The organism is Vibrio sp. 9-16B-A1, from assembly GCF_056726165.1.
The window spans coordinates 1-21,818 of sequence record NZ_JBSDZD010000002.1; the positions used below are offsets into that span (position 1 = coordinate 1).

Here is a 21,818-nt window from a genome sequence, read left to right on the forward strand (position 1 = left end):
TCTGACCGAGCAGATTGGGAGTCATCCCATCTAAGTATTCTTTTGCAACGATGAACTTAAGTTCTCGACTGTATTTGGACATAAAAGATCCCCAATAATTGGTGTCCAACTATTGGGGGTCAGTTCACCTCCGTGGGAATACATACCGGCGTTAAACCGTAGAAGCGGTAGCTAACTGCATGTCAGATATGCATTACCACGCGGAGCGTAGGAACGAGATAGCTGGGGTCCGCGGTACTCGGCGCGCGGGGAGAAGAATGACACGAAGATGCAGGGAAAGGGCTTGTTCCGCGAACCTAGGACCGAGAACCGCGAACCCGCCCCCCAAGGGGGCGTTACAACATCGTCAGCGCCAGTTTCGCGAGATTATACGCATCATCAAATCCGCTGTGATGACGCCCTTCCCACTCGATGCCTTTGGCTTCCTGAGCGGCTTTGTGGCCGATGCGTTTGTCTTTCAGACGGTTCTGAATACGGTAGATGGTCGCCAGGTTGATGAATTCGTTAAACGGCATCTCCAGCCCTTTATCCTGACACTCTTTTAAAAGGATCAGATCATCGCGCCCCCAGGCGGCATAGATCTTATTCGCGCCACCGAAGTTTTTAATCATCGATTTCAGAACATCCGCCAGCGGGCGGCCCTGCTTTTCGATTTTACGCGGGGTAATGCCGGTCAGTTCAGAGCAAAACAGGGATACTTCATCGTGCTCAGGTTTGGCAAAATACTGGGCGCGTTTCACCACCTCGCCTTTCACAAGATCGATCTCTGCCAGGCCGACCTCGATGATTTCGCCGGTCGTTCCGACGCCATCAACATTCCAGCAGCACATTTCCAAATCAAAACAAACGACGCGATTGTAGTTCATCACCAGCCTTACTCTTTAAATTTTGCCGCATTCTACCCTACCCGGCCGTCAGGTTGAACCCACCGGCAGCCGATCGGTGATTTACTGGCTATTATGGCTGACAATGCGCTCAACACGGCGGTTTTTTAAGCTGTCAGACCTTAAATGACAAGGGTTTGTCAATTATTCTTCCGCCCTGTTGACTTGAATATGGTACAGTTCGCCCTTATTTCCGCTATATCGGGCATGTTATTGCATATCGCAAAACACACTAGCTATAGAGACTGAATTTATGAACTTTGACATAAACCTGATCCCAACCACCTTCGACATGCTGCACACCGGCCTTGCCGCGTCCAGCGTTGCACTGCTTCTTCTGGCTGTTTCCCGTAAATCCAAAGTGATCGAGAAAGTGGTCGAAAAACCGGTTGAGAAGATTGTTGAAGTAGAAAAGCCGGTCGAAAAGATCGTCGAAATTGAAAAAGTGGTAGAAGTAGAAAAAGTTGTCGAGAAAGTTGTGGAAGTAGAATCCAAACTGGCAACCGCGTCTACCGACTCTGCGCTGCAGCTGCTGTCTATTATGCAGCAGGAAGCGCGTCTGATTGATTTTCTGCAGGAAGACCTGACCCACTTCGCTGATGACGAAGTTGGTGCTGCTGCACGTGTGATCCACACCGGTGGCCAGAAAGTACTGAAAGAATACCTGACTCTGTCTCCAATCCGCAGCGAAGACGAAGAGACCCGCATCACGGTTGAAGAAGGCTTCAACCCACAGCAGATCCGTCTTACCGGCAACGTAACCGGCAATGCGCCATTCTCTGGCACCCTGGTTCACAAAGGCTGGAAAGCAGACGCGGTTAACCTGCCAAAACTGGCAGAGAACTATGACGCCAGCGTAATCGCTCCGGCGGAGGTAGAGCTGTAATGGAGCAACATATGCAAGCCAAATACTCTGTTGGTATTGACCTTGGCACCACCCACTGCGTGATGTCATTTGTCGATACCACTATTGAAGACGCTAACGTTGAAGTAGTAGCGATTCCTCAGCTGACGGCACCGGGTACCGTTGAGAGCCACAAACAGCTTGGCTCATTCCTGTACCAGCCTCACGAGCACGAAATGAACCCGGCTTCACGCGTACTGCCGTGGAGCAGCGAGCCAACCGCTCTGGTGGGTGCTATCGCCCGCAACCTGGGTTCGAAAACTCCTATTCGTCTGGTCGCCAGTGCCAAATCCTGGCTGTGCCACGGTGGTGTAAACCGTCGCGACGCATTCCTGCCGGCAGGCAGCCCGGAAGAAGTGGCAAAAGTGTCACCGCTGCGCACCACCGAGCTTTACCTGGAGCACCTGAAAAATGCCTGGGATCATAAAAACCCGGAGCACCCGCTGTGCGATCAGGACGTCACCATTACAGTACCGGCGTCATTTGACCCGGCAGCCCGTGACCTGACTGCAGAAGCAGCGCGCAACGTTGGTTTCGCTCACCTGACTCTTCTTGAAGAGCCTCAGGCAGCCCTCTACAGCTGGATTGACAACAGCAACGATGAGTGGCGTAACGAAGTCGAAGTCGGTGATGTGGTACTGGTGGTCGATATCGGTGGTGGTACTACCGACCTTTCCCTGGTTGAAGTAACCGAGGAAGACGGCAACCTGAATCTGAACCGTATCGCAGTCGGCGAACACATTCTGCTGGGCGGCGACAACATGGATCTTGCCCTGGCCTACCGCCTGAAAATGAAACTGGCACAGGAAGGTAAAGAGCTTCAGCCATGGCAGGTACAGGCGATGACTCACGCCTGCCGTGACGCCAAAGAAGCACTGCTGAACGATGCAGAGCTTCAGTCAGTGCCAATCGTTGTACCGAGCCGCGGTTCTAAACTGCTTGGCGCGACACTGAAAACCGAACTGACTCAACAGGAAGTACAGCAGACTCTGGTCGATGGCTTCTTCCCGCAGGTAGCTGTCTCTGAGCACCCGGCTCAGCGCAGCCGCGGCGCACTGACTCAGATGGGCCTGCCTTACGCGCAGGACGCCGGCATTACCCGCCATATCGCCGCTTTCCTCAGCAAGCAGGCTAACGCCCAGGGTGGCGCAGAACAAGGCGACCAGAACGGCGGTTTCGACCCGTTTGCCAATATGCCAGGTATGCCGGGCATGGCGCCGCAGAGCAGTGACTTCATCAAACCTACCGCTATCCTGTTTAACGGTGGTGTACTGAAATCATCCCTGCTGGCAGAGCGTCTGTCAGGCACCATCAACAACTGGCTCTCTTCTGCAGAAGCGCCAGAAGCCAAACGCCTGAGCGGCCTGGATCTGGATCTGGCAGTAGCCAGCGGCGCGGCTTACTACGGCTCTGTTCGTCGTGGTCAGGGCGTTCGTATCCGTGGTGGTATCGCATCGGCTTACTACGTGGGTATCGAAAGCGCTATGCCGGCTGTACCTGGTATGGCTCCTCCAATGGAAGCGCTGTGTGTGGCTCCGTTTGGTATGGAAGAAGGCTCAGCAGTTAACGTTCCAAGCCAGGAGTTTGGACTGGTGATCGGTCAGCCGGTTCACTTCCAGTTCTTTGGCTCTACCACCCGCCGCGACGACGAAGCCGGTACTCATCTGGACCACTGGGCTCCGGAAGAGCTGGAAGAGCTGCCGGAGATTCAGGTAACCCTGCCTGTTTCTGAAGGCCGCCGTGAAGGTGAAGTGGTGCCGGTCACCCTGGCATCACGTGTGACTGAACTGGGTACCCTGTACCTGGAAGCCATCGCAGCGGATAACGGCCAGAAATGGCACGTAGAGTTTGATGTGCGTGAAGATGCCCGCGATGAGAGTGAAGAAGGCCAGCAAGAGCCTGATAACCACTCAGCACAGCACCATTCAGCGTAATTTGAAAACGGCACCTCAGGGTGCCGTTTTATCAGGAGTTTTTCATGTCCTCTCCCCGTTTTCTGGTCGGTATCGACCTCGGCACAACCAACACTGTTGTTGCCTACTGTGAAATTACTCAAGACTTAGAGCACTCCCCGGTCTCCCTGTTTGATATTGACCAGCTGATCGGCCCCGGTGAAGTCGTCCGTAAGCCTCTGCTTCCTTCATTCCGTTATCACCCTGCCGAAAGCCAGGTCGCCCCGTCTGACCTGACCCTGCCGTGGGACCACCAGCAGGTAGAGGGCGACATTAAAAACGTCATCATTGGTGAATGGGCACGCGATCTGGGCGCCAAAGTCGAAGGCCGCCAGGTATCGAGCGCCAAAAGCTGGCTCTCCCACTCTGCCGTTGACCGCAGTTCTGAGATCCTGCCATGGGCGGCCGGCAATGACGTTGAGCGTGTCTCTCCGGTTATCGCCAGCGCCAGTTACCTGAATCATATCCGCCTGTCGTGGAACTACCGCAACCCGGGCAACAAGCTCGAAGATCAGGAAGTGGTCGTGACCGTTCCTGCCTCGTTTGATGAAACCGCGCGTAAACTGACCCTGGATGCCGCTAAACTGGCTGGCCTTGAGAATATCGTCCTGCTCGAAGAGCCTCAGGCAGTATGCTACGACTGGTATGCACGTCACCAGCAGACCGCGCCGGAGCAACTGGCAGAGCTGCCGCTTATCCTGGTATGCGATGTCGGCGGTGGTACCACCGACCTCAGCCTGATTGAAGCAAAACACGATCAGCAACTGACCCTTGACCGTATCGGTGTTGGTGAACACCTGATGCTCGGCGGCGACAACCTGGACCTTGCGCTGGCCCATATGGCCGAGCAACGCTTCAACCAGAGCAAGAAACTTAACGCCGCAGGCCTGACCAAACTTATTCAACAGACCCGTCAGGCAAAAGAGCAACTGCTTTCCGGCAATGCGCCGGAAGAAGTCAAAATCACCATGCTTGGCAGCGGCTCAAAACTGCTTGGCGGAACCCGCAGTATTGCCCTTTCAAAACAGGAAGTGCACCAAATCGCGCTGGACGGCTTCTTCCCTGTCACCGGGTTTGAACAACTACCGGATAAACGCCGCAGCGCCGTAGTAGAATTTGGCCTGCCTTACGTTTCTGACCCTGCTGTCAGTAAACACCTGGCTGAGTTCCTCCACCAGCATCAGCAGGTCTCCAAAGCCGCGCTGGGAACAGACGCCAGCCCGGCTATCCCGGTTGCAGTGCTGCTTAACGGCGGTGTGTTTAACAGTGAACTGGTGACAGGCCGAACCCTGGAGCTTCTGGAAAACTGGCGTGGTGGCCCGGTTACCCTGCTGGATAACCCGCACCCGGATCACGCCGTTGCCCTTGGCGCTGTCGCATTTGGTAAAGCCCGCCGCGGCGCACAGCTTAAAATCGGTGGCGGTGCTGCCCGCTCCTACTTCCTGCATCTGCAGGAGAAAGGCCGTAAAGGTCAGGCGCTGTGCCTGCTTGCCAAAGGCACCGAAGAGGGACACGAAATCCGCCTCAGCGGCCGCCGTTTTAACCTGACTCTGGGTGAACCGGTCAAGTTTAACCTGCTGACATCCACTCACGACCAGGCAACCGACGGCACCCGGCTGCAAAACGGCGTCATGCTGAACGTTGACCCGGATATGTTCGCCCCTCTTCCGCCATACATCACGACCCTCGAAAGTGAAGGTGCTGAGCTTCAGGCAAACCAGAAAGAGCGGGTGGAAGTACAGCTCGCTTGTCAGCTGACCGAAGTGGGTACGCTGAAAATGGAGTGCGTACGCTGCGACGACGAAAACAAACGCTGGCTGCTGGAGTTTGAAGTCCGCAACCAGCAGGCAGATGAGGCCGAAGAGAAACAACGCGACCCGAAACTGGAACAGTGCCAGGCGCTGATCACCAGTCTCTACAGCGGCAACAAGCAAAACGCCGATGCCAAAGCGATAAAAACGCTGGCCAAAACCCTGGAGAAACAGCTCGGTAAGCGGGACAACTGGGACTTCACCCGCCTGCGTGCCCTGTTTGATACGTTTGCACAGGGACGCAAACGCCGCCGCCGCTCAGAAGCGCACGAGAAAAACTGGCTGCGCCTGGCAGGCTTTGCCCTGCGCCCGGGATTTGGTGACGCGACAGACTCCTGGCGTATGGAGCAGGTCTGGAGCCTGTACCAGCAGGGTATCCAGTTTAAGAACCATCAGGGCTGGAGCGACTGGTGGGTATTCTGGCGCCGTATCGCCGGTGGCCTGGACCAGGAACAACAGGAAACCATTCTGGCCGATATCGCCAAGTATCTGCACCCGGGCGCGATGCGCAATCCAAAAGCCTGGCAACAGGCTCAGGATATGGGTTATGAAGCCATGGTTCGCCTGTCGGCTTCGCTTGAACACCTCGAAGTGGAAGACAAAGTGCTGCTGGCCACCTGGTATATGAACAAGGCGATGAACCAGAGCCAGTTCGAGCAGGCCCACTGGTGGGCACTTGGCCGCCTCGCATCACGTACCCTGCTCTACGGAAGCCAGCACAACGTGATCCCACGTGAACAGGCCGAACAGTGGCTGCCTAAGCTGCTGGAACTGGACTGGGTTAAAGAGCCAATGGTCGCCTTCGCGACTGTGCTTATCTGCCGTAAGACCGGTGACCGCCAGCTCGATATCAGTGATGATTTCCGCGCTCAGGTTATTACAAAGCTGAATCAGAGCCGCGTTCCGGAAGGCTGGCTGACACTGGTCAGCGAAGTGAAAGAGCTGTCTGAAAACGAAACCAAACGCGCGTTTGGTGACGCGTTGCCGGTTGGGTTGCATTTGGTGCGGTGAGGGGGTAACTCTCTGGGCTGAATGCGTTCATAGCCGGCTTTCAGATCGCTATATGAGATCCCGGCTCAAGGCCGGGATGACGAATTTTCATATATAACAACAATATAAGAACCCGTCATCCCGGAAATTCTGCCCACTGAAGGTGGTGTGAGGCACACTGCCCGAACAGAATTATCCGGGATCTCGCAAAGCGGGCTATAGCCTTTGCAGTTACTCCCGCAGAGCAACAAGTTCAACCCACCAGATCCCGGCTCGCGCCTGCCTGTGAGTGTGTGAGCAGTACAGTGGAGCGCGTCTGGGATGACAAAAATCTTTTTACAAATAACAAGTTAAACGCTCACTCGCCCCTTCCCCACTAATCAATTACCGCAATCAAAGCTGATCATAAGTCAGATTCACCATCACATCCTGCATGGTATATCAAACCCTGAATCCTGCATTCCCAGCCAGCAGGTTTCGAGTTCGCTCATCACCACCAAAAACGAAAAGCCAAAACATTCGAAATCGAACAGTTCTTGCGTAAATATTCGATTTCGCGCCCCGGTTACTTTCGGTTTCTCACATAGCGGGAAAGCCTGCTTTTTCCTATGCTTAAAGTGTGGTCAGATTACTTACATCTTTGACACTTAGCAGTGGATCATCCGGCTGTTCCTGCCCGGGCTGCTCTCTCAGGCGCACTCTATGGAAATATTGTTTCTTATCTGTCTTATAGTTTTAAATGGCCTGTTTGCCATGTCTGAAATCGCCCTGGTCGCGGCTAAACCCGGACGACTTAAAGCCATGGCTGAAACCAGCAAATCCGCCCAAATCGCACTTCAGCTTAAAGACAACCCTACCCGCTTTCTCTCTACTATTCAGATTGGTATTACCGCTATCGGCCTGCTGAGTGGCATCGTGGGTGAAGCAACGCTGTCAGAACCCATGGCAGAGCTTCTTGTCTCGATAGGCGTTCAGCAGCAAAGCGCCGGTATTGTTGCCACTGCGGGCGTCGTGATCACCATCACCTACTTTGCAATTGTTGTCGGCGAACTGGTTCCCAAACGCCTCGCGCAGGCCAATGCCGAGCGGATCGCCGTTCTCGCCGCACGGCCGATCAGCTGGGTTTCCTGGATAGCCGGGCCATTTGTGGCTCTGCTTTCAAAATCTGTCGGGCTTTCTCTCAGGCTATTTGGCCGAAAAGACGAGAACCAGGATCTGGTGACAGCAGATGACATTCATGCCGTGCTGAGCGAAGGTTCCGAATCCGGCGCCATCGAACCCCGCGAGCAGGAGATGATGAAAAACATCCTCCTTCTGAATGACCGAAGCGTTTCGTCCCTGATGACACCCCGCGCTAATATCGACTATATCGACCTCGCACAACCACCTGCGTCAGTGCTGAAAAAAATCCGTAACAACAAACACAGCATCTTCCCGGTTTATCTGGATAACGTCGACAACGTTATCGGCACCCTGTCAGCCAAAGATCTGCTTCGGCAGATCCATCAACTTCCACAAAAGGGACTCGGCGCACTGGTTAAACCGCCGGTCTATATCCATGAGTCTGTACGGGGGCTTCAACTTCTGAATTACCTGCAAACCAACCGCACCGAAATGGCGCTCATCATTGATGAATACGGTGATTTGCAGGGGCTGGTAACCTATTACGACCTGCTGGAAGCCATAGCGGGAGAGCTCTCCCTTTATCCGGAAGATATCTGGGCCAAAGACGCCAGTGAAAACAGCTGGATCATGGACGCGCTAATCCCGGTCGCGGAGCTCAAACAGAAACTCAATGTCCAAACTCTGGAAGGTGAAGAGCAGGAAGGCTACCAAACCCTGAACGGCCTGCTGCTGTGGAAATTCGGCCGGGTGCCGGAGAGCGGCAGCATCGTCGTTATACAGAACTGGCGTTTCCAGGTGCTGGAAGTAAAAAACCACCGGGTACTGACGGTTGAAGTGACGCCGGCACCGGAAGAACCTTCAGCATAATCGCACAAATCCATCAAAGCGTCTGACTGGCATTCGCCTTTTTTGCAGGTACACTAACGCCTGTTAAGTAAAAGAAATACAGAGAGAATCCGGATGTACCACGCTCATGTCTACTTTGCGCTCAAAAACATGGATGAAGCCAAAGCGCTTCACCAGAAAATCAAACAGGAACGCAGTGATGTCACCGCCATTTTTCCTCTGGTTCCTCAACTGGTGGGGCCGCATAAAATGCCGATGTTTGAGCTGCACTTTAACAACGATGATCAGGGTCTCATCGCCTGGCTGGATCAGGAGCGTGGCGATATGCCGGTGCTTATCCACCCGGTCAGTGACGAGCATCTGGCTGACCATACTGAGCGTGCTGTCTGGCTTGGGCGCGAACTGGGTGTTTTCGAAGATAAACTATGACACAGTTTAACCCTGACACATCAGACTCCGCTATCGATGTACTGCTCTTGTCGTCCTCCAGGCCGGAGTTTGATGCGCCAGTTCACTGCCACAACAAAGGCCAGCTGGTTATGCCTGTCACCGGCTCAATGGTGTGTGAAGTAGAAAATGAGATCTGGATGGTTCCAGCCGGTTCCGCTGTCTGGATACCAGCCGGGTTGATGCACAGAAATGCTCCGGCCGCTTCTGCCACGTTTAGCTTTGTTTTCTTTGAACCAGAAAAGACCACACTGCCCGATAAGTGCTGCACACTTTCCATCACTCCGCTGATCAAAGAGATGGTGCTTCATCTTGGCGCCCTCTCTCCCGAAGAAGCAGCGCATGATAACACTGCAATGCTTACCGAAGTGTTACTGAACATGCTGGGGCAGATGCCAACAGAGAAGCTCAATTTTGCACTGACTTCAGATACCAGATTACGAAAAGTCGCCACGGCCCTTATCGCCAATCCGGGTGACCGGCGTACTGTCCGGCAATGGGCTGACTGTCTCGCGATGAGCGAAAAAACGTTCTCCCGCCTTGTTCTCAGGGAAACCGGCATGACCTTTGGCCTGTGGCGTAAACAACTGCACATCGTCGTCTCACTGCAAAAGCTGCTGGAAGGCGAATCGGTACAATCTGTGTCGGAAGTTCTGGGGTATGAGTCAGTCAGTGCCTTTATCACTATGTTTAAGAAAACACTCGGTAAATCTCCCAAACGCTACATCAGTAGCTCACCTCCTCCCGCCAGCCAGCAGATTGACCGTTTTTAGTTATCTCTAGTCTATTTATCTAAATTCAACCAATGATATCGTCGTTAAGATAGGCCGCTGAAGTTAATCCAATTTAGGTGTTTCTATGTACCCTGCATCAGTGATCAGCGAGCTGCGACTCGGCAAAGCTAAGCCATTCTTTTCGATAAAAAGCGCGATAGACAAAAGCCCGGCCGGACATTGCCAAATTGAATCAACCGGCCTGGTGGGAGATGAGCAGGCGGAGAGCTTTCATGGGGGGCCTGAGCGGGCTGTGCTGCAGTTTGACTCCGGGCATTACGCACAGCTGCAACAAAGGTATCCAAATTCTGCTGACCTGCTGACAGCAGGTGGATTCGGAGAAAATCTGGTTGCCGCAGGCATGAATGAACACAATATGTGTATCGGGGATGTGGTGTCAGTAGGCAGCGCGGTGCTTGAAGTCACCCAGCCAAGGCAGCCCTGTTTCAAACTAAACCACCGCTTTAAACAGCCAGACATCTCCCGCTACGTGCAGGACAACGCCAAAACCGGCTGGTTCTACCGCGTACTTCAGCCCGGCACAGTCAGAGCCGGAGACCCGATAAGTGTTATCCACCGCCCATTCCCGCAATGGAGCATCGCCAGAGTTCAGCACTACCTCTATCTGGAAACAGAAAACCGGGAAGCCACTAAGCAACTTGCACAACTGGTGCCACTGGGTGATGAAGTTAAAAGCGTTTTTCAGCGCAGGCTGGAAAGCGACAATGTCGAAGACTGGACATCACGGCTGTCGGGTAAGGAGTCAGTTCTGGAGATGCGCATTGTAAAAATCGAGCGCGAAACTGACAGAGTAAAACGCTTTTTCCTCAGCCGGACAAATCTGGCTGAGCTGGAAAACTTCTCTGCCGGAGCCCATATTACCCTGCAGCTTCCAAATGGATTATCGAGAGCATACACACTGTGCGCCCCTCTGAGTGACGATACCTATCAGATTGCGGTTAATCTGGCTGATAAAAGCCGGGGGGGCTCATACTATCTGCATCATGAAGCCAGAGTCGGCGATACGCTGCTGGTTTCCGGGCCGGCAAACGGATTCAGAATGGCCCGGGATAAGCGCCACATCTTTATCGCAGCGGGCATCGGTATTACGCCGTTCATCACCATGATAAAAGAAGCCCGGCACCATTCTGAGGAGTTTGAACTTCACTACTGCGTCGACAACCCGCAAGAGTACGCTTTCATGCACTATCTGGCAGAATATCCGGGGAAAGTGTTTGTCTACGATGCCAAAAATCCGCTGGATATCGAAGCGCTGCTCGATAACCATACGAGAGGTTGCCACGTATACAGCTGCGGAAGCCCTGCATTTACAGAACGGGTCAGAGAAAGCTGCAGTCACTGGAGTGAGCAGCACGTTCACTTCGAACACTTCTCTGCTCCGAAAAACCACTCAGAGGCTTTTGTTGTCACTATCGCCCAAACCGGTCAGAAGATAGAGGTCTCTGAGGATCAAACGCTGCTCAATGCTCTAAGAGATAACGGAATTACTGTTGATTCTGCATGTGAGACCGGCGTATGCGGTAAGTGCAGGGTCAGCTACAAAGGAGAAGCTGACCACAGGGATTCTGTTTTAACCAACAGTGAAAGAAAGAGTTGTATGACACCCTGCGTTTCAAGAGCCAAAGGGAAAGCACTGACTATCTCTGTTCCCTGAACTGCGGCTGTTCACGCAGTGATGCCACGAACCTCTCCACCAGCGGGTTGGGCTTATCACCATTCCAGATAAGCCCGACTTCCCAGTTTGCGTGAGCGCCTGTCAGCGGTATATAACGGATATCAAACTGGCTGAGCCTTTTGGCGCTCGACGGGATGATGGTATAACCCAGCCGGGCTGAAACCAGTGCCAGCAGGGTCAGGATATCATCGGTCTGCTGATCTGCTTCCGGCTCAAGTTCATGCGCCAGAAGGTAGCGCTCTATCTGGCGGCTGAGGCCTGGCCCCCGCTCAGGGTTTAGCTTCAGATAATTCAGTTCAGACAGGGACTCCCACAATGCGCTCTCATCAACATGCTCCCCGCTGTGCACCGCCACTACCAGTTCATCCTGACAGAGTAGCAACGACTGCAAAGGTGCTCTGACCGGCAGGCGGTTAAAACTCAGATGCAGCTCACCGGTCTCCAGAGCGCGGAGCTGCACCTCAGAGGGAATATCGTTCAGGGAAATGCTCACCTGAGGATAACGCTGCTTGAAACCGGCGATATAGCGCGGTGCTTCGTAATAGGTCGAGACGCCAAAACCAATCCTGAGCTGCCCGCACATACCTTCTGAAGCAAGCCGGGCATAGCCTTTAAACTGGCCAAAACTCCCCACCAGACGACGGGCATCTTCGAGAAGTGTTTCCCCGACAGGCGTCAGCCTCGCGCCCTGCCTGCCCCGCTCAAAAAGCGCCGAGCCAACCTGCTCCTCCAGACGCTGGATCTTTTTAGTCAATGCGGACTGTGTAATACACAAGCGCTCTGATGCCAGCCGGTAGTTACCCGTACCGGCCAGTTCGCAAAACGCCCTGAGCTGATCAATATCCATTCCAAACACTCATCATATGTAGACTTTATTTCATTATAAGGAATGGAACAGATTAACTAAACTGGCTTCAGTTCAAAGCAGAAAGAGAAATTGTGATGAAAGATATTCGGGTCGCGTCAGTACAGTTCAACCACCGCGCTGGTGACAAATCTTATAACCTGTCTGTAATAGGAAAATACGTATCTGAAGCTGCGCAGCAGGGTGTTGAACTGCTGGCTTTTCCGGAAATGTGTATCACCGGCTACTGGCATGTCAGTAAGCTGAATAAACCGGAGATTGAGCAACTGGCAGAGCCTGTACCCCAGGGTCCGTCGAGCCAGAAACTGCTGGAGTTGGCAGATAAAACCGGCATCAACATCGGCGCAGGCCTTATCGAGAAAGGTGAAGATGGCAGGCTTTATAACACCTGGTTGTTTGCCATGCCCGGCGGCCAGTATGCCAGGCACCGCAAGCTGCATACTTTTGTCAGCGAACATATGAGCAGCGGCAGTGACTACACCGTGGTCGAGACCCCGCAGGGCTGGCGCGTAGGGATACTCATCTGCTGGGATAACAACCTGGTGGAAAACGTGCGGATCACCGCGCTCAAAGGCGCTGATATTCTGCTGGCTCCACACCAGACCGGTGGCTGCCACTCGCGAAGCCCGAACGCGATGGGCCTGATCGACCCGGAGCTCTGGCATAACCGGGACAAAGACCCGGAGGCCATCCGCGCCGAAATGCAGGGTAAGAAAGGCCGCGAGTGGCTGATGCGCTGGTTACCGGCCCGCGCGCACGACAACGGACTGTTCCTGATTTTCAGCAACGGCGTCGGCGTGGATATGGATGAAGTCAGAACCGGCAACGCGATGATCCTGAACCCTTACGGCGAGATCATTACTGAATCCAAATCTGTTGAAGGTGATATGGTCGTCGCCACCCTGAACGCAGAAGAGCAAACCATGTGTACCGGCCGCCGCTGGATAAGAGGCCGCCGCCCTGAGCTCTATCATCCCCTGACTCAACCGCTGGGTCACGAACTGGACCCGCGCCGGGCAAGATTTGACGAAGAGTAAACACCGTCGGGCGAGAGGTGGCGATTTTTACTGTATCTGAACCAGCTTTAGCGTTATGTTAGCCGGGCAACACCAACTTCCGGAGCACATAACCGCCGATGTCCGATACGGTAATCACCATCGCTCTCCCCTCTCTTATCCATCGTATTGGCGGAGAACGGGCCAAATCTGCCCGCGATCTGGCGCAGCTGTACCACTGTAAGATGGCCCGGGTTCGCCGCTCACGAAACTGGCAGATCACAGGCCCGGCAGAGCAGCAGTATCAGTTTTGTCAGCAGATAAAATCTGAAGCGCCGGAAGCGATGGCGTTTTTGATCCGTAAACTGGAAGAAGGGCTGGAAAAGCACAAAGACAAGCTTGAGCCCATGGAGGCCCGGTTAATCAGACTGATTTCAGAGAACCCGGCAATAACCCTGAATGAGCTGATGGCAATGACCAACTGCTCAATTGGTGAGGCGCGAAAAGCGCGGTTTGAGAGTGAGGAGTTTTAATACCCCCTGTATCTGTACTTCACGGCCCTGAGCACTTATCAATAAACCTTACTCAGCTCCCTGCGCCACTCCGGCTGCGTATCTTCAAACGCCCAGTACGTCTCCATTCTGGCGATACGGTTTTCTTCAAAAGTAAAAATACTGGTGGCGTAGAAACTGTCCGGCCAGGATGGGCTGGTAACGTAGACCACGCTGATCACCTTATCTGATGTGGTTTCCTCCAGGCAACGCAGTTCAAAGGTCCAGTCCTTACCGAACACTTCATTCACGGTGATAAACTCATCGACGGTTTCGTAATACTCCCGGCTGGTCGGCCAGACGACTTTCACCGTATCGGCAAACAGCACTCTGGTGCCCTCATAGTCACCAGCACCAAAATTTTTCCATAGAGTTGTTACCACTTCAGAGTGATTCATCGCTTTTGCAATCCCTTGATTAGTGTGCGTTTAGTCAATATCTTCGAAGTCAGAACACTGTGCACGCCTTTTGTTTTGATTCTGAGTTTTGCATCGGGGAACGAAGAAAAAAAATCTGACAACTACTTATATTTCCGTCAACAGAGATACAACACCCCATATCATTTAATAATCAGCAGGTTGCATAACGGATTATCAGTTTCCCCTCTGGTTTTCAGCCCCAAAACTCCCCCATAAAACCTCTGCCGCCCTCCGAAAAAAGCATCAAACTTCAATATTTTATCTATGCTTGTCTATATCCGACCTCACTCCGGACCAGGAGAAAATCATGGGACAGTTATCTCTTAAAATTAAACTGCTGATCACCACGACGCTTATACTCATACTGACACAAGTCATCAGTACCTACCTCAGCACCAGCTCCATGGTCAGCTCCTCACAACAAACCAGACAGCTGGTCAAAGATGCCGTTGACGAAAACGCGAACAGGCAACTGCATTTCCAGGCGGAATCTGCCGCAAGTCAGGTCGGGGCTTATCTTAATCACTCTTTTGTCGTACCCCTATCGCTGGCAGAAACGCTTTCCGTTACTTCAGTACACTCAAACGGAACGCCTTATTCCCGTGAGAACGTTAAGCAACTCAATCGCGACATGTTGGTGGCGAATCCCGACATCAGTGCCATCTACAGCCAGTTTGAGGAAAACGGATATGACGGTTCAGATCAGAACTATGTCAACAACACCGATCACAGCACCCCTGTTGGTACACTGGAACTCTATTGGGTTCAGGAAGATGGCGAGTATGTTTTCTATCACGTTGAAGATCCTGACGAAAAATACCTGAGTGAGAAAGATGAGTTCGGGCAGCGCGAAGCCGAATGGTACCTGTGCAGCCGGGATTCGGGCAGGCCCTGTATCATCGAACCCTACTGGGAAGAAATCACCGAAGGAAATAACGCTCTGATGACCAGCCTGGCTGTGCCGGTAATGGCCGGAGGTAAGTTCCGGGGACTCGTGGGAGTCGATATTCACCTCCCCGAGCTTCAGGAGATAGTCAAACAAATCGCCAGTGAGATAGACCGCTCCGAAGTAGTACTTTTAACGGCCCAGAACCGCCTGGTCGCCAGCACGCACATGCCGGATAAACTGACCCGTCCGCTTAAAGAAGCAGACCCGGCTTTCGCTGCAATGATCAGCAGCGGCAGCAATGATGAGTACGTCCTCGCGACTGCGACGATTGATATTGCAGCCGCCAACACCCACTGGACTATCATCATTCGTCAGCCAACCACCGTTGCCATGGCTGACTTTACCGCGCTGGATGCACAGCTTGCCCAAAGTGGCGACACCATTTTGACCAAGATGATGGTGTTCGTGGTTATTGCCGTCTCCGCAGCGGTCCTTATCTCTCTGATGCTGATAAACAGCTTTATCCGCCCGATGACCCGCATCGCCAGAAAGTTTGATTCACTGGCAAGCGCCGACGGTGATCTCACCCAGTCTCTGAAGGTCAGTCAACACCGCGAACTTATTGATATGTCTCAAGGGTTTAATGCGTTTACTAATAAACTCAAAGAGATGATCCTGGCGACTAAAAACCAGTCCAGCCATCTTGCTGAAGAAGCCGTAGTCCTGACTGACACCGCCACCGCCAGCCGCCATGCAACGGACGCTCAGAAAACCGAAATTGTGAGTGTCGCGGCTGCAGTTGAAGAAATGTCAGCCTCCAGCCATGAGGTAGCTGACCTGGCAGCAAACGTCTCACACGATGCAAAAGAGGCGTTCCACTTCCTGAAAGACACCCAGAAAGCCGTGAGCCAGACTACCGAGGATATTGATAACCTGGCCGATGAAATGAACGCCACCGCTGAGCAGATGTCTCATGTTTCCATGCGAAGCGAAAGTATTAACGGAATACTGGAGACCATCCGGGGCATTGCAGAACAAACTAACCTGCTGGCCCTGAATGCGGCCATTGAAGCGGCTCGTGCAGGTGAACAGGGTCGCGGGTTTGCTGTTGTTGCCGATGAAGTAAGGGGCCTTGCCTCACGAACTCAACATTCAACCGTTGAGATCGACGAGCTGATCACACAGCTGCAATCTGATGTCTCTGAAACGGTCGCGCAAATTAAACACAGTCAGAGCCGGATAGCAAAAAGCGTTGAAGACAGCCAGCAAAGCAACCAGCAAATTGGCCTGGCGACAGAGCATATAAACACCATCAACGACAACGTCATTCAGGTTGCCACTGCAGCGAGACAGCAAAGCGCTGTGAGCATAGAGATCAGTAATAAACTTAATGGCATCAGTCACTCAGCAGATGATCTGCTTAATCTGGCCGGACAGGTAGATGAGGTAAGTGAGCAGCTGCAGTCTGTTGTGGTAGATCTCAACGATAAGCTGTCCACATTAAAGGTGGTATAGCGCCCGGAAGCTGAAATGAGAATAAGGCTTCATTCACCAGAGTTTGGAGCCTTTTGTTTTGCACATAAATAAACCTGTCTGCCCGCAGTCCCTTCTTTCCTTGCTTACCCGACTGACCTGGAGCACGAATTCCTGGTTCCGTTCACACTCACCGCTTCCCCCGCATGATAAAATCGCCGTTTTGCAGCAGAAATAACCCATGAGTCACGAGCACTTCAAAGGCAAATACGAAGCGGAACTGAAATATCGCCTGCCATCAAAATCAGAGTTTCTTGAAACCCTGAGCCTCATACCCCATCAGGTCATGTTTGAAGATAACACCGAAAGTGACCGGTACTTTGACTTCCCCGACAAATCTCTGGAAACGCAAAACATAAGCCAGTGTATCCGTACTATGGAGCCGTCCGGCATCCGGCTTTGGATCGTAAAAGGACCAGCTTCTGACCAGTGCGAAGCCACAAACATCAACGACGCAGAAAACGCGGTGAGCATGCTGAAAACCATGGGTTATGAAGTGGTATTACACGCCCGGAAAGTACGCAGCATTTACTTCGTTGGCGAATTTCACATTACGGTAGATTCACTGGATGGTATTGGTGATTTTGCTGAGTTCGCCATCATGACCGATGACGAATCGAAACTGCCCTTCTACAAGACAGAGCTGGAAGCGCTGGCAGGCCGGTTTGGCCTGACGCCATCCTCGTTACAGACCAAATCGTACCGGCAGATGTTTGAAGAATTAGTTCGCTGACACCAATAAGGGCTCAGACAAATCCAGATAAACTACAGAAGGAAAGTACAAAGGGGACGTGAGGCAAAATACTTCTGCCTCACTATCGGAGTGTTCCCGGAACTCAGACGGCATGCGCCATCCACTTGCAGGGCTCCAGGGTCATATCGGTGAATCTTGCTGTAAACGAAGACTTCGATGGACTGCACGCATACACGCCAAAGCTTACGCTGTTAACTGCGGGCAGAGGTGGGTTGCACTGGCCCATTTCAGCAGTGGTTTCACCAAGTTTGTGCAAATGGAAAACCCGCATCTGCTTAAACACAATCCCGTCATACGAAAACTCAATCAGAAAATCCGGTCCGCGACGACTCAGGCGGTACCAAATCTCATCAGGCAACGGGATATCTGACGTTGCCCAGTCAGAGTAACCCAAATTGGTAACAACGCTCCCAAGCCTTGAGAACTCCGCGTTCTCGTACTCAATGGACGCCTTAAACCAGTTTTCACTGTCGAGATAGATGATCAGCCCGCACTGATCGAACAGCGCTTTATAGTCAAAACTGACTTTTGCAGTAAAAGTGAAATTGTCATCCGACTCAATCTGAAGCGCAGGCGCATTATCGTTACGAAACCCATAGTAAGAACGCTGCCAAAAGTCCGTTTCAGGCTCTGTTGTGATAGAGACTGACTCCCTGGTTACTTCGCTCTCTTTCGGCTCAAATATCCACTTACCTGTTGTAAAATCTACCATTATCTAATCCAACTTAATTATTATCCGCTCAACTGTCAGGTACGCACCTGCTGAGTCCAATAGCTGTAAAGCCCCTCAACATCACCAGAACAGAGGTATTCCATACACTCTTTAAGCGCACTTTCAGGCCAGTCCCACCACTGCATTTCAAGCAGCATGGCGATTTGTGACTCCGGAAAGCGGAACTTAATATGCTTTGCCGGATTCGAGCCCACCACTTCATACGGCGCGACATCTTTGGTGACCACGGCTCTGCTGGCGATAATCGCGCCATGGCCAATGTTCACACCTGCCATAATCATGGCTTCAGAACCGATCCAGACATCATTGCCAATAACGGTATCGCCCGCCCGCTTGAAACCATCGCTCGCATCGGCGAAGTTCTCATTGTCCTGATAAAAAAACGGGAAGGTGCTGATCCAGTCGTTTCTGTGGCCCTGATTACCGGCCATCATAAAGACCGCGCCGGAACCAATGGAACAGAAACTGCCGATAATCAGCTTGTCTACATCGTCCCGATCCGGGCTCAAATAGCGGGCACAATCATCGAAGCTGTGCCTGTGATAATAGCCGGAGTAGTAGCTGTGTTTCCCGACAACGATATTTGGATTCGTCACCTGCTGCTGTAGCGGGATACCTGAAAATGGGGATTCAAAGTAATTCATTCTTTTAGTTTTTCCCTGATGCCATAAAGGTCTGATAGTTAGCTGCGATGAGGATACTCTCAAAGCATGTCAGCGTAAACGCAAGGCCATACACCGGGCTTGTTACTTCCGTTCCTGTTCTGCAGGAACCAGCTTGTTCAGATCCTTATCAAACATTGCCACCAGCAACAGCTCGCCTCTATCATCGACACGAAACTGCCCGTACTCTGCAGGTTCGTACACTTCAGCATGCCCTTCCTGGAAGAAAAAAGCATTGGTGGCAAATTTCACTGCGCCGTTACGAACGCGGTAACGCAAAAGGACTTCGTTCTCTGCAAGGGGCTGATCTTTGAAAACCCCCTTGAATGTAGCTATGTTTCGCTCATCCAGACTGGCGACCACGAAACCATCTGACGCTGCAACATCATGTTGCCACCACTGGCTGTCTTCTGTTTTTGGCAGAACCTCATAAACCTCATCAGCCAGACGAAAGCGCAGCGCCATGTAATCGCCCTGCATCAGGGAACGGGGATCCACGGGAGCAAGCTGAAGGTAGACCTCCTGCCCTTCAGCCAAATGCTTTTCCTTTCCGGCAATAGACCAGTTAACAAAAGCCAGAACGATAAGAAGTGAGGCAACAGCAATTATTTTATTCATGTGGCACCTCATCGCATGCTCGAATAATCCGGTTCATCAGCCACCGGCCAAAAAGCAAAGCAAGACCAACAATGAGCAGAGACAGGGACTTCTCCATCAATGTCGCATCGAGCAGATAGTAGTAGGAAGAGATATAGAACAGCAGGGACACCACTCCGGATCCAAGCAGAAGACGATTTGCACAGAAAAAGCCCAGCCAAATGATCACAATACCCACCGTGATCCCCTGAGCATTCATGGATAACAGGCCAATGAAAAGAGTTGCCGACAAAGCAGCTACCGACAGTCGGCTTTTCACTGGTTGCCCGTACCGCTGTAATAAGCCCCACACAACGTATAACGTAACCAAAACGATCAAAAGCTCACCAAACCATGGCTGGGCGAACAAGCCTCGTTCGTCAGAGAAGGCCAGGTCAAACATTCTGTCGCCAAACAGGTTCGCTCCTTTCAATACCACCAGAGCAAATGCAAGCCCGTACCCGACAGCTCTTATCTTTTTGATATAACGCGGATAGCGAAACTCATTGAGCCAGCAATACGAAGTACCGAACATCACAATGCCGCCAACAATAAATGGGATATGCATTTCAGTAAGTGCCATCGACAAAGCAACGGATGCAAGAAAAGCAGAAATCAGGCTATGCAAAAAACCAGGCATTAACGCAACCAACACCGCCTGCAACGCAACAATGAGTAGCCAAGCAGCGGCTCCGTTGTAGCTGGTAAGCTCGAATATGGCGTAGGTAATAAAAGCCTGCCCGGCAAAACTCGTTGCCAGGCCCAGGTGTTGAAGAAACTCGTTATCCGAACTTCGCAGCACAGAATATGCACCGGCTACCATTAAAATCCCGGTGATACCTGCCACACCCGCATTATCGAAAACCAGCTCAAAAGCGATAGCGACAAACCCAAAAATAAACAGTGCCGCCAGCCAGCCGGAAAAAGCCATGAGGACTTTCACATACCAGGGCGTGTCTGAAATCTCATTTTCTGGTCGCTCACCCTGAACAATCCCCTGCTCGCGCAGCTCAACCCATACATGATCCTTCATGACTGACACTCCTTGTGAACATGCTTAAGCCATAGTGCGGCCCCGCCGCCCATAAGGATGACGAAAAAAGCAAGAGTCAGAAAAGCCCCCGCATCGCCACCCTGCAGCATATGTTTACTCAGGAACACAGTGATAACCGTTATTGCAGACAGGCAGCATCCGGCGAGCATGAAGAGTTCTGGTTGCCGCTTCCTGTAGATCCAGTACATAACCCCCAGCCACAGCATCCATAGCAGCCATGGGTAACCGGCCACATCCCGGTATCCGGCAATCGACAGTAAAACCAGCCAGGTCAGAGGGGTACCGGAAGCGACAGCCAGCAGCCGGACTGCCCATTGCTGAGCCAGCCATTGCCAGTTTTTTGCCAACAGCTGCCACACAACAAACACCAGGGTATTAAAAAGAAATGAAGTCCACAGCATGACGAACTCAGAGCCGAACCCAAAAAAGAATATCCCCGGAAAGGTCGTGTAATACAAAACGATAGAGACATTAATGAGCGCAACCCAAACAATCCAGATAGCGGAGAAGCAGCCAATAATCGCCCACGGCAGCATCAGCAACGCCCAGTTAAAAAACAACTGCCAGGGATCTGCCCCTGTCTGATAGGTCTGACCGTATAATGCCAGCAAAACGCCCAGCAGGATCGTGGCAACCAGAAGTGATACCTTACCGGCGACAGAGCCATCAGCCAGCTTACAGTAAGCAACGACGGCCAGAACGATAAGCCCCTCCACCATACCGAATTTGGCAAAGCGTCCTATGTCCTGCCAGTTATGCGCAATAAAGAACATGACCGAAAAGGCCAGCGCGAGACCACCAAGCCAGAGCAGGAGATGATCAATAAAAGTCCGCCAGCTTTTGCCATCAGGTGTCATCTTTACGACGGACAGTGCAGCATCGATTTTATCTTCAGGAATGATGCCCTGCTCTATCAAACCAGTTAACTGCCTGCGAGGTATGCTCATATTTTGAACCTTTTCCCTGGTTGTTTTGTCAGCCAGACGCCCGGTCTGCCGGCTGCCGATATGCCTCATGTACAACGATGCTATCCGGTGACATAAATAAAGTCCGTGATCCGACTCCATATAAAATATACAGCATATCAGGCCGTTGATTGAGGTGATTGAAGCTGTAATTTATTGAGGCTGGAACCTGTAAACCATCTTCCCGGTTTGTACAAAGCTGTTTCTCCCTCCTTCAGCAAGCGGGCCGCGCAGATGGGGAGTCAGAGGGGTTCCGCAGCGATCGCACAGCAAAACAGCCTATCCTGGACCGGACAGAAAACTCCGCAGGTCAGGCACCTGCCGACTAACAGTC

Annotated in this window: 19 protein-coding genes; 11 read left to right on the top strand and 8 right to left on the bottom strand. The window is 52.3% G+C overall.

Features of this window, described 5'->3' with window-relative positions:
• Positions 1 to 335: 335 nt before the first annotated feature.
• Complete coding sequence (locus ACVB80_RS03665; RefSeq protein WP_481079916.1) at positions 336 to 866, bottom strand: 3'-5' exonuclease; 531 nt, start codon at positions 864 to 866, stop codon at positions 336 to 338.
• A 271-nt stretch (positions 867 to 1,137) separates the two neighbouring features.
• Between ACVB80_RS03665 and ACVB80_RS03670 the strand changes: the two genes are divergently transcribed.
• The 7 genes from ACVB80_RS03670 (at position 1,138) to ACVB80_RS03700 (ending at position 11,407) form a co-directional block, all read left to right on the top strand.
• Entirely contained in the window at positions 1,138 to 1,770 is a 633-nt protein-coding gene (locus tag ACVB80_RS03670; RefSeq protein ID WP_481079917.1) for a DUF2760 domain-containing protein, read from the top strand.
• Positions 1,770 to 3,722, top strand: coding sequence for an Hsp70 family protein (locus ACVB80_RS03675; RefSeq protein ID WP_481079918.1), 1,953 nt, complete (start codon positions 1,770 to 1,772; stop codon positions 3,720 to 3,722). Before ACVB80_RS03670 ends, ACVB80_RS03675 begins: the two co-directional genes overlap by 1 nt.
• 44 nt (positions 3,723 to 3,766) lie before the next feature.
• A complete protein-coding gene (locus ACVB80_RS03680) occupies positions 3,767 to 6,562 on the top strand; it encodes an Hsp70 family protein (RefSeq protein ID WP_481079919.1) in 2,796 nt (931 codons plus the stop codon).
• A 681-nt stretch (positions 6,563 to 7,243) separates the two neighbouring features.
• Positions 7,244 to 8,533 carry a hemolysin family protein gene (locus ACVB80_RS03685; RefSeq protein ID WP_481079920.1) on the top strand — a complete coding sequence of 430 codons (1,290 nt, stop codon included), beginning with the start codon at positions 7,244 to 7,246 and terminating at the stop codon, positions 8,531 to 8,533.
• 93 nt (positions 8,534 to 8,626) lie between these two features.
• A complete protein-coding gene (locus ACVB80_RS03690; RefSeq protein ID WP_481079921.1) occupies positions 8,627 to 8,941 on the top strand; it encodes a DOPA 4,5-dioxygenase family protein in 315 nt (104 codons plus the stop codon).
• Positions 8,938 to 9,732 (top strand): AraC family transcriptional regulator, encoded by a 795-nt coding sequence (locus ACVB80_RS03695; protein ID WP_481079922.1) that lies wholly within the window; start codon positions 8,938 to 8,940, stop codon positions 9,730 to 9,732. The genes ACVB80_RS03690 and ACVB80_RS03695 overlap by 4 nt, the downstream gene beginning before the upstream one ends.
• A gap of 85 nt (positions 9,733 to 9,817) precedes the next feature.
• Positions 9,818 to 11,407, top strand: a complete 1,590-nt coding sequence (locus ACVB80_RS03700; protein ID WP_481079923.1) for an MOSC domain-containing protein — start codon at positions 9,818 to 9,820, stop codon at positions 11,405 to 11,407.
• Here ACVB80_RS03700 and ACVB80_RS03705 read toward each other — a convergent pair.
• On the bottom strand, positions 11,391 to 12,275 hold the full coding sequence (locus ACVB80_RS03705) for a LysR family transcriptional regulator (protein WP_481079924.1): 885 nt from the start codon (positions 12,273 to 12,275) through the stop codon (positions 11,391 to 11,393). The two genes, ACVB80_RS03700 and ACVB80_RS03705, sit on opposite strands and share 17 nt — an antisense overlap.
• Positions 12,276 to 12,367: 92 nt before the next feature.
• On the opposite strand from ACVB80_RS03705, the gene ACVB80_RS03710 reads away from it, so the two are divergent.
• The gene (locus ACVB80_RS03710; RefSeq protein WP_481079925.1) at positions 12,368 to 13,330 is read left to right on the top strand and encodes a nitrilase family protein; all 963 of its coding nucleotides are present in this window, start codon (positions 12,368 to 12,370) and stop codon (positions 13,328 to 13,330) included.
• 98 nt (positions 13,331 to 13,428) lie between these two features.
• Entirely contained in the window at positions 13,429 to 13,821 is a 393-nt protein-coding gene (locus ACVB80_RS03715) for a ribosome recycling factor family protein (protein WP_481079926.1), read from the top strand.
• Positions 13,822 to 13,859: 38 nt separating this feature from the next.
• On the opposite strand, the gene ACVB80_RS03720 is transcribed toward ACVB80_RS03715, so the two are convergent.
• Complete coding sequence (locus tag ACVB80_RS03720) at positions 13,860 to 14,237, bottom strand: nuclear transport factor 2-like protein (protein ID WP_481079927.1); 378 nt, start codon at positions 14,235 to 14,237, stop codon at positions 13,860 to 13,862.
• 328 nt (positions 14,238 to 14,565) lie between these two features.
• Here ACVB80_RS03720 and ACVB80_RS03725 point away from each other — a divergent pair, with 328 nt between their 5' ends.
• Together ACVB80_RS03725 and ACVB80_RS03730 are read left to right on the top strand one after the other, a co-directional pair.
• The gene (locus ACVB80_RS03725) at positions 14,566 to 16,662 is read left to right on the top strand and encodes a methyl-accepting chemotaxis protein (RefSeq protein WP_481079928.1); all 2,097 of its coding nucleotides are present in this window, start codon (positions 14,566 to 14,568) and stop codon (positions 16,660 to 16,662) included.
• Positions 16,663 to 16,861: 199 nt separating this feature from the next.
• Entirely contained in the window at positions 16,862 to 17,413 is a 552-nt protein-coding gene (locus ACVB80_RS03730) for a class IV adenylate cyclase (protein ID WP_481079929.1), read from the top strand.
• A gap of 103 nt (positions 17,414 to 17,516) precedes the next feature.
• On the opposite strand, the gene ACVB80_RS03735 is transcribed toward ACVB80_RS03730, so the two are convergent.
• From ACVB80_RS03735 to ACVB80_RS03755, 5 genes are all read right to left on the bottom strand, one after another.
• A complete protein-coding gene (locus ACVB80_RS03735; RefSeq protein WP_481079930.1) occupies positions 17,517 to 18,146 on the bottom strand; it encodes a DUF1349 domain-containing protein in 630 nt (209 codons plus the stop codon).
• 35 nt (positions 18,147 to 18,181) lie between these two features.
• Entirely contained in the window at positions 18,182 to 18,811 is a 630-nt protein-coding gene (catB, locus tag ACVB80_RS03740) for a type B chloramphenicol O-acetyltransferase (RefSeq protein ID WP_481079931.1), read from the bottom strand.
• Between the two features lie 102 nt (positions 18,812 to 18,913).
• Positions 18,914 to 19,447 carry a GDYXXLXY domain-containing protein gene (locus ACVB80_RS03745; protein ID WP_481079932.1) on the bottom strand — a complete coding sequence of 178 codons (534 nt, stop codon included), beginning with the start codon at positions 19,445 to 19,447 and terminating at the stop codon, positions 18,914 to 18,916.
• Complete coding sequence (locus ACVB80_RS03750) at positions 19,440 to 20,498, bottom strand: DUF4401 domain-containing protein (RefSeq protein WP_481079933.1); 1,059 nt, start codon at positions 20,496 to 20,498, stop codon at positions 19,440 to 19,442. Before ACVB80_RS03750 ends, ACVB80_RS03745 begins: the two co-directional genes overlap by 8 nt.
• A complete protein-coding gene (locus ACVB80_RS03755) occupies positions 20,495 to 21,466 on the bottom strand; it encodes a DUF2157 domain-containing protein (protein WP_481079934.1) in 972 nt (323 codons plus the stop codon). Before ACVB80_RS03755 ends, ACVB80_RS03750 begins: the two co-directional genes overlap by 4 nt.
• Between the last annotated feature and the right edge of the window lie 352 nt (positions 21,467 to 21,818).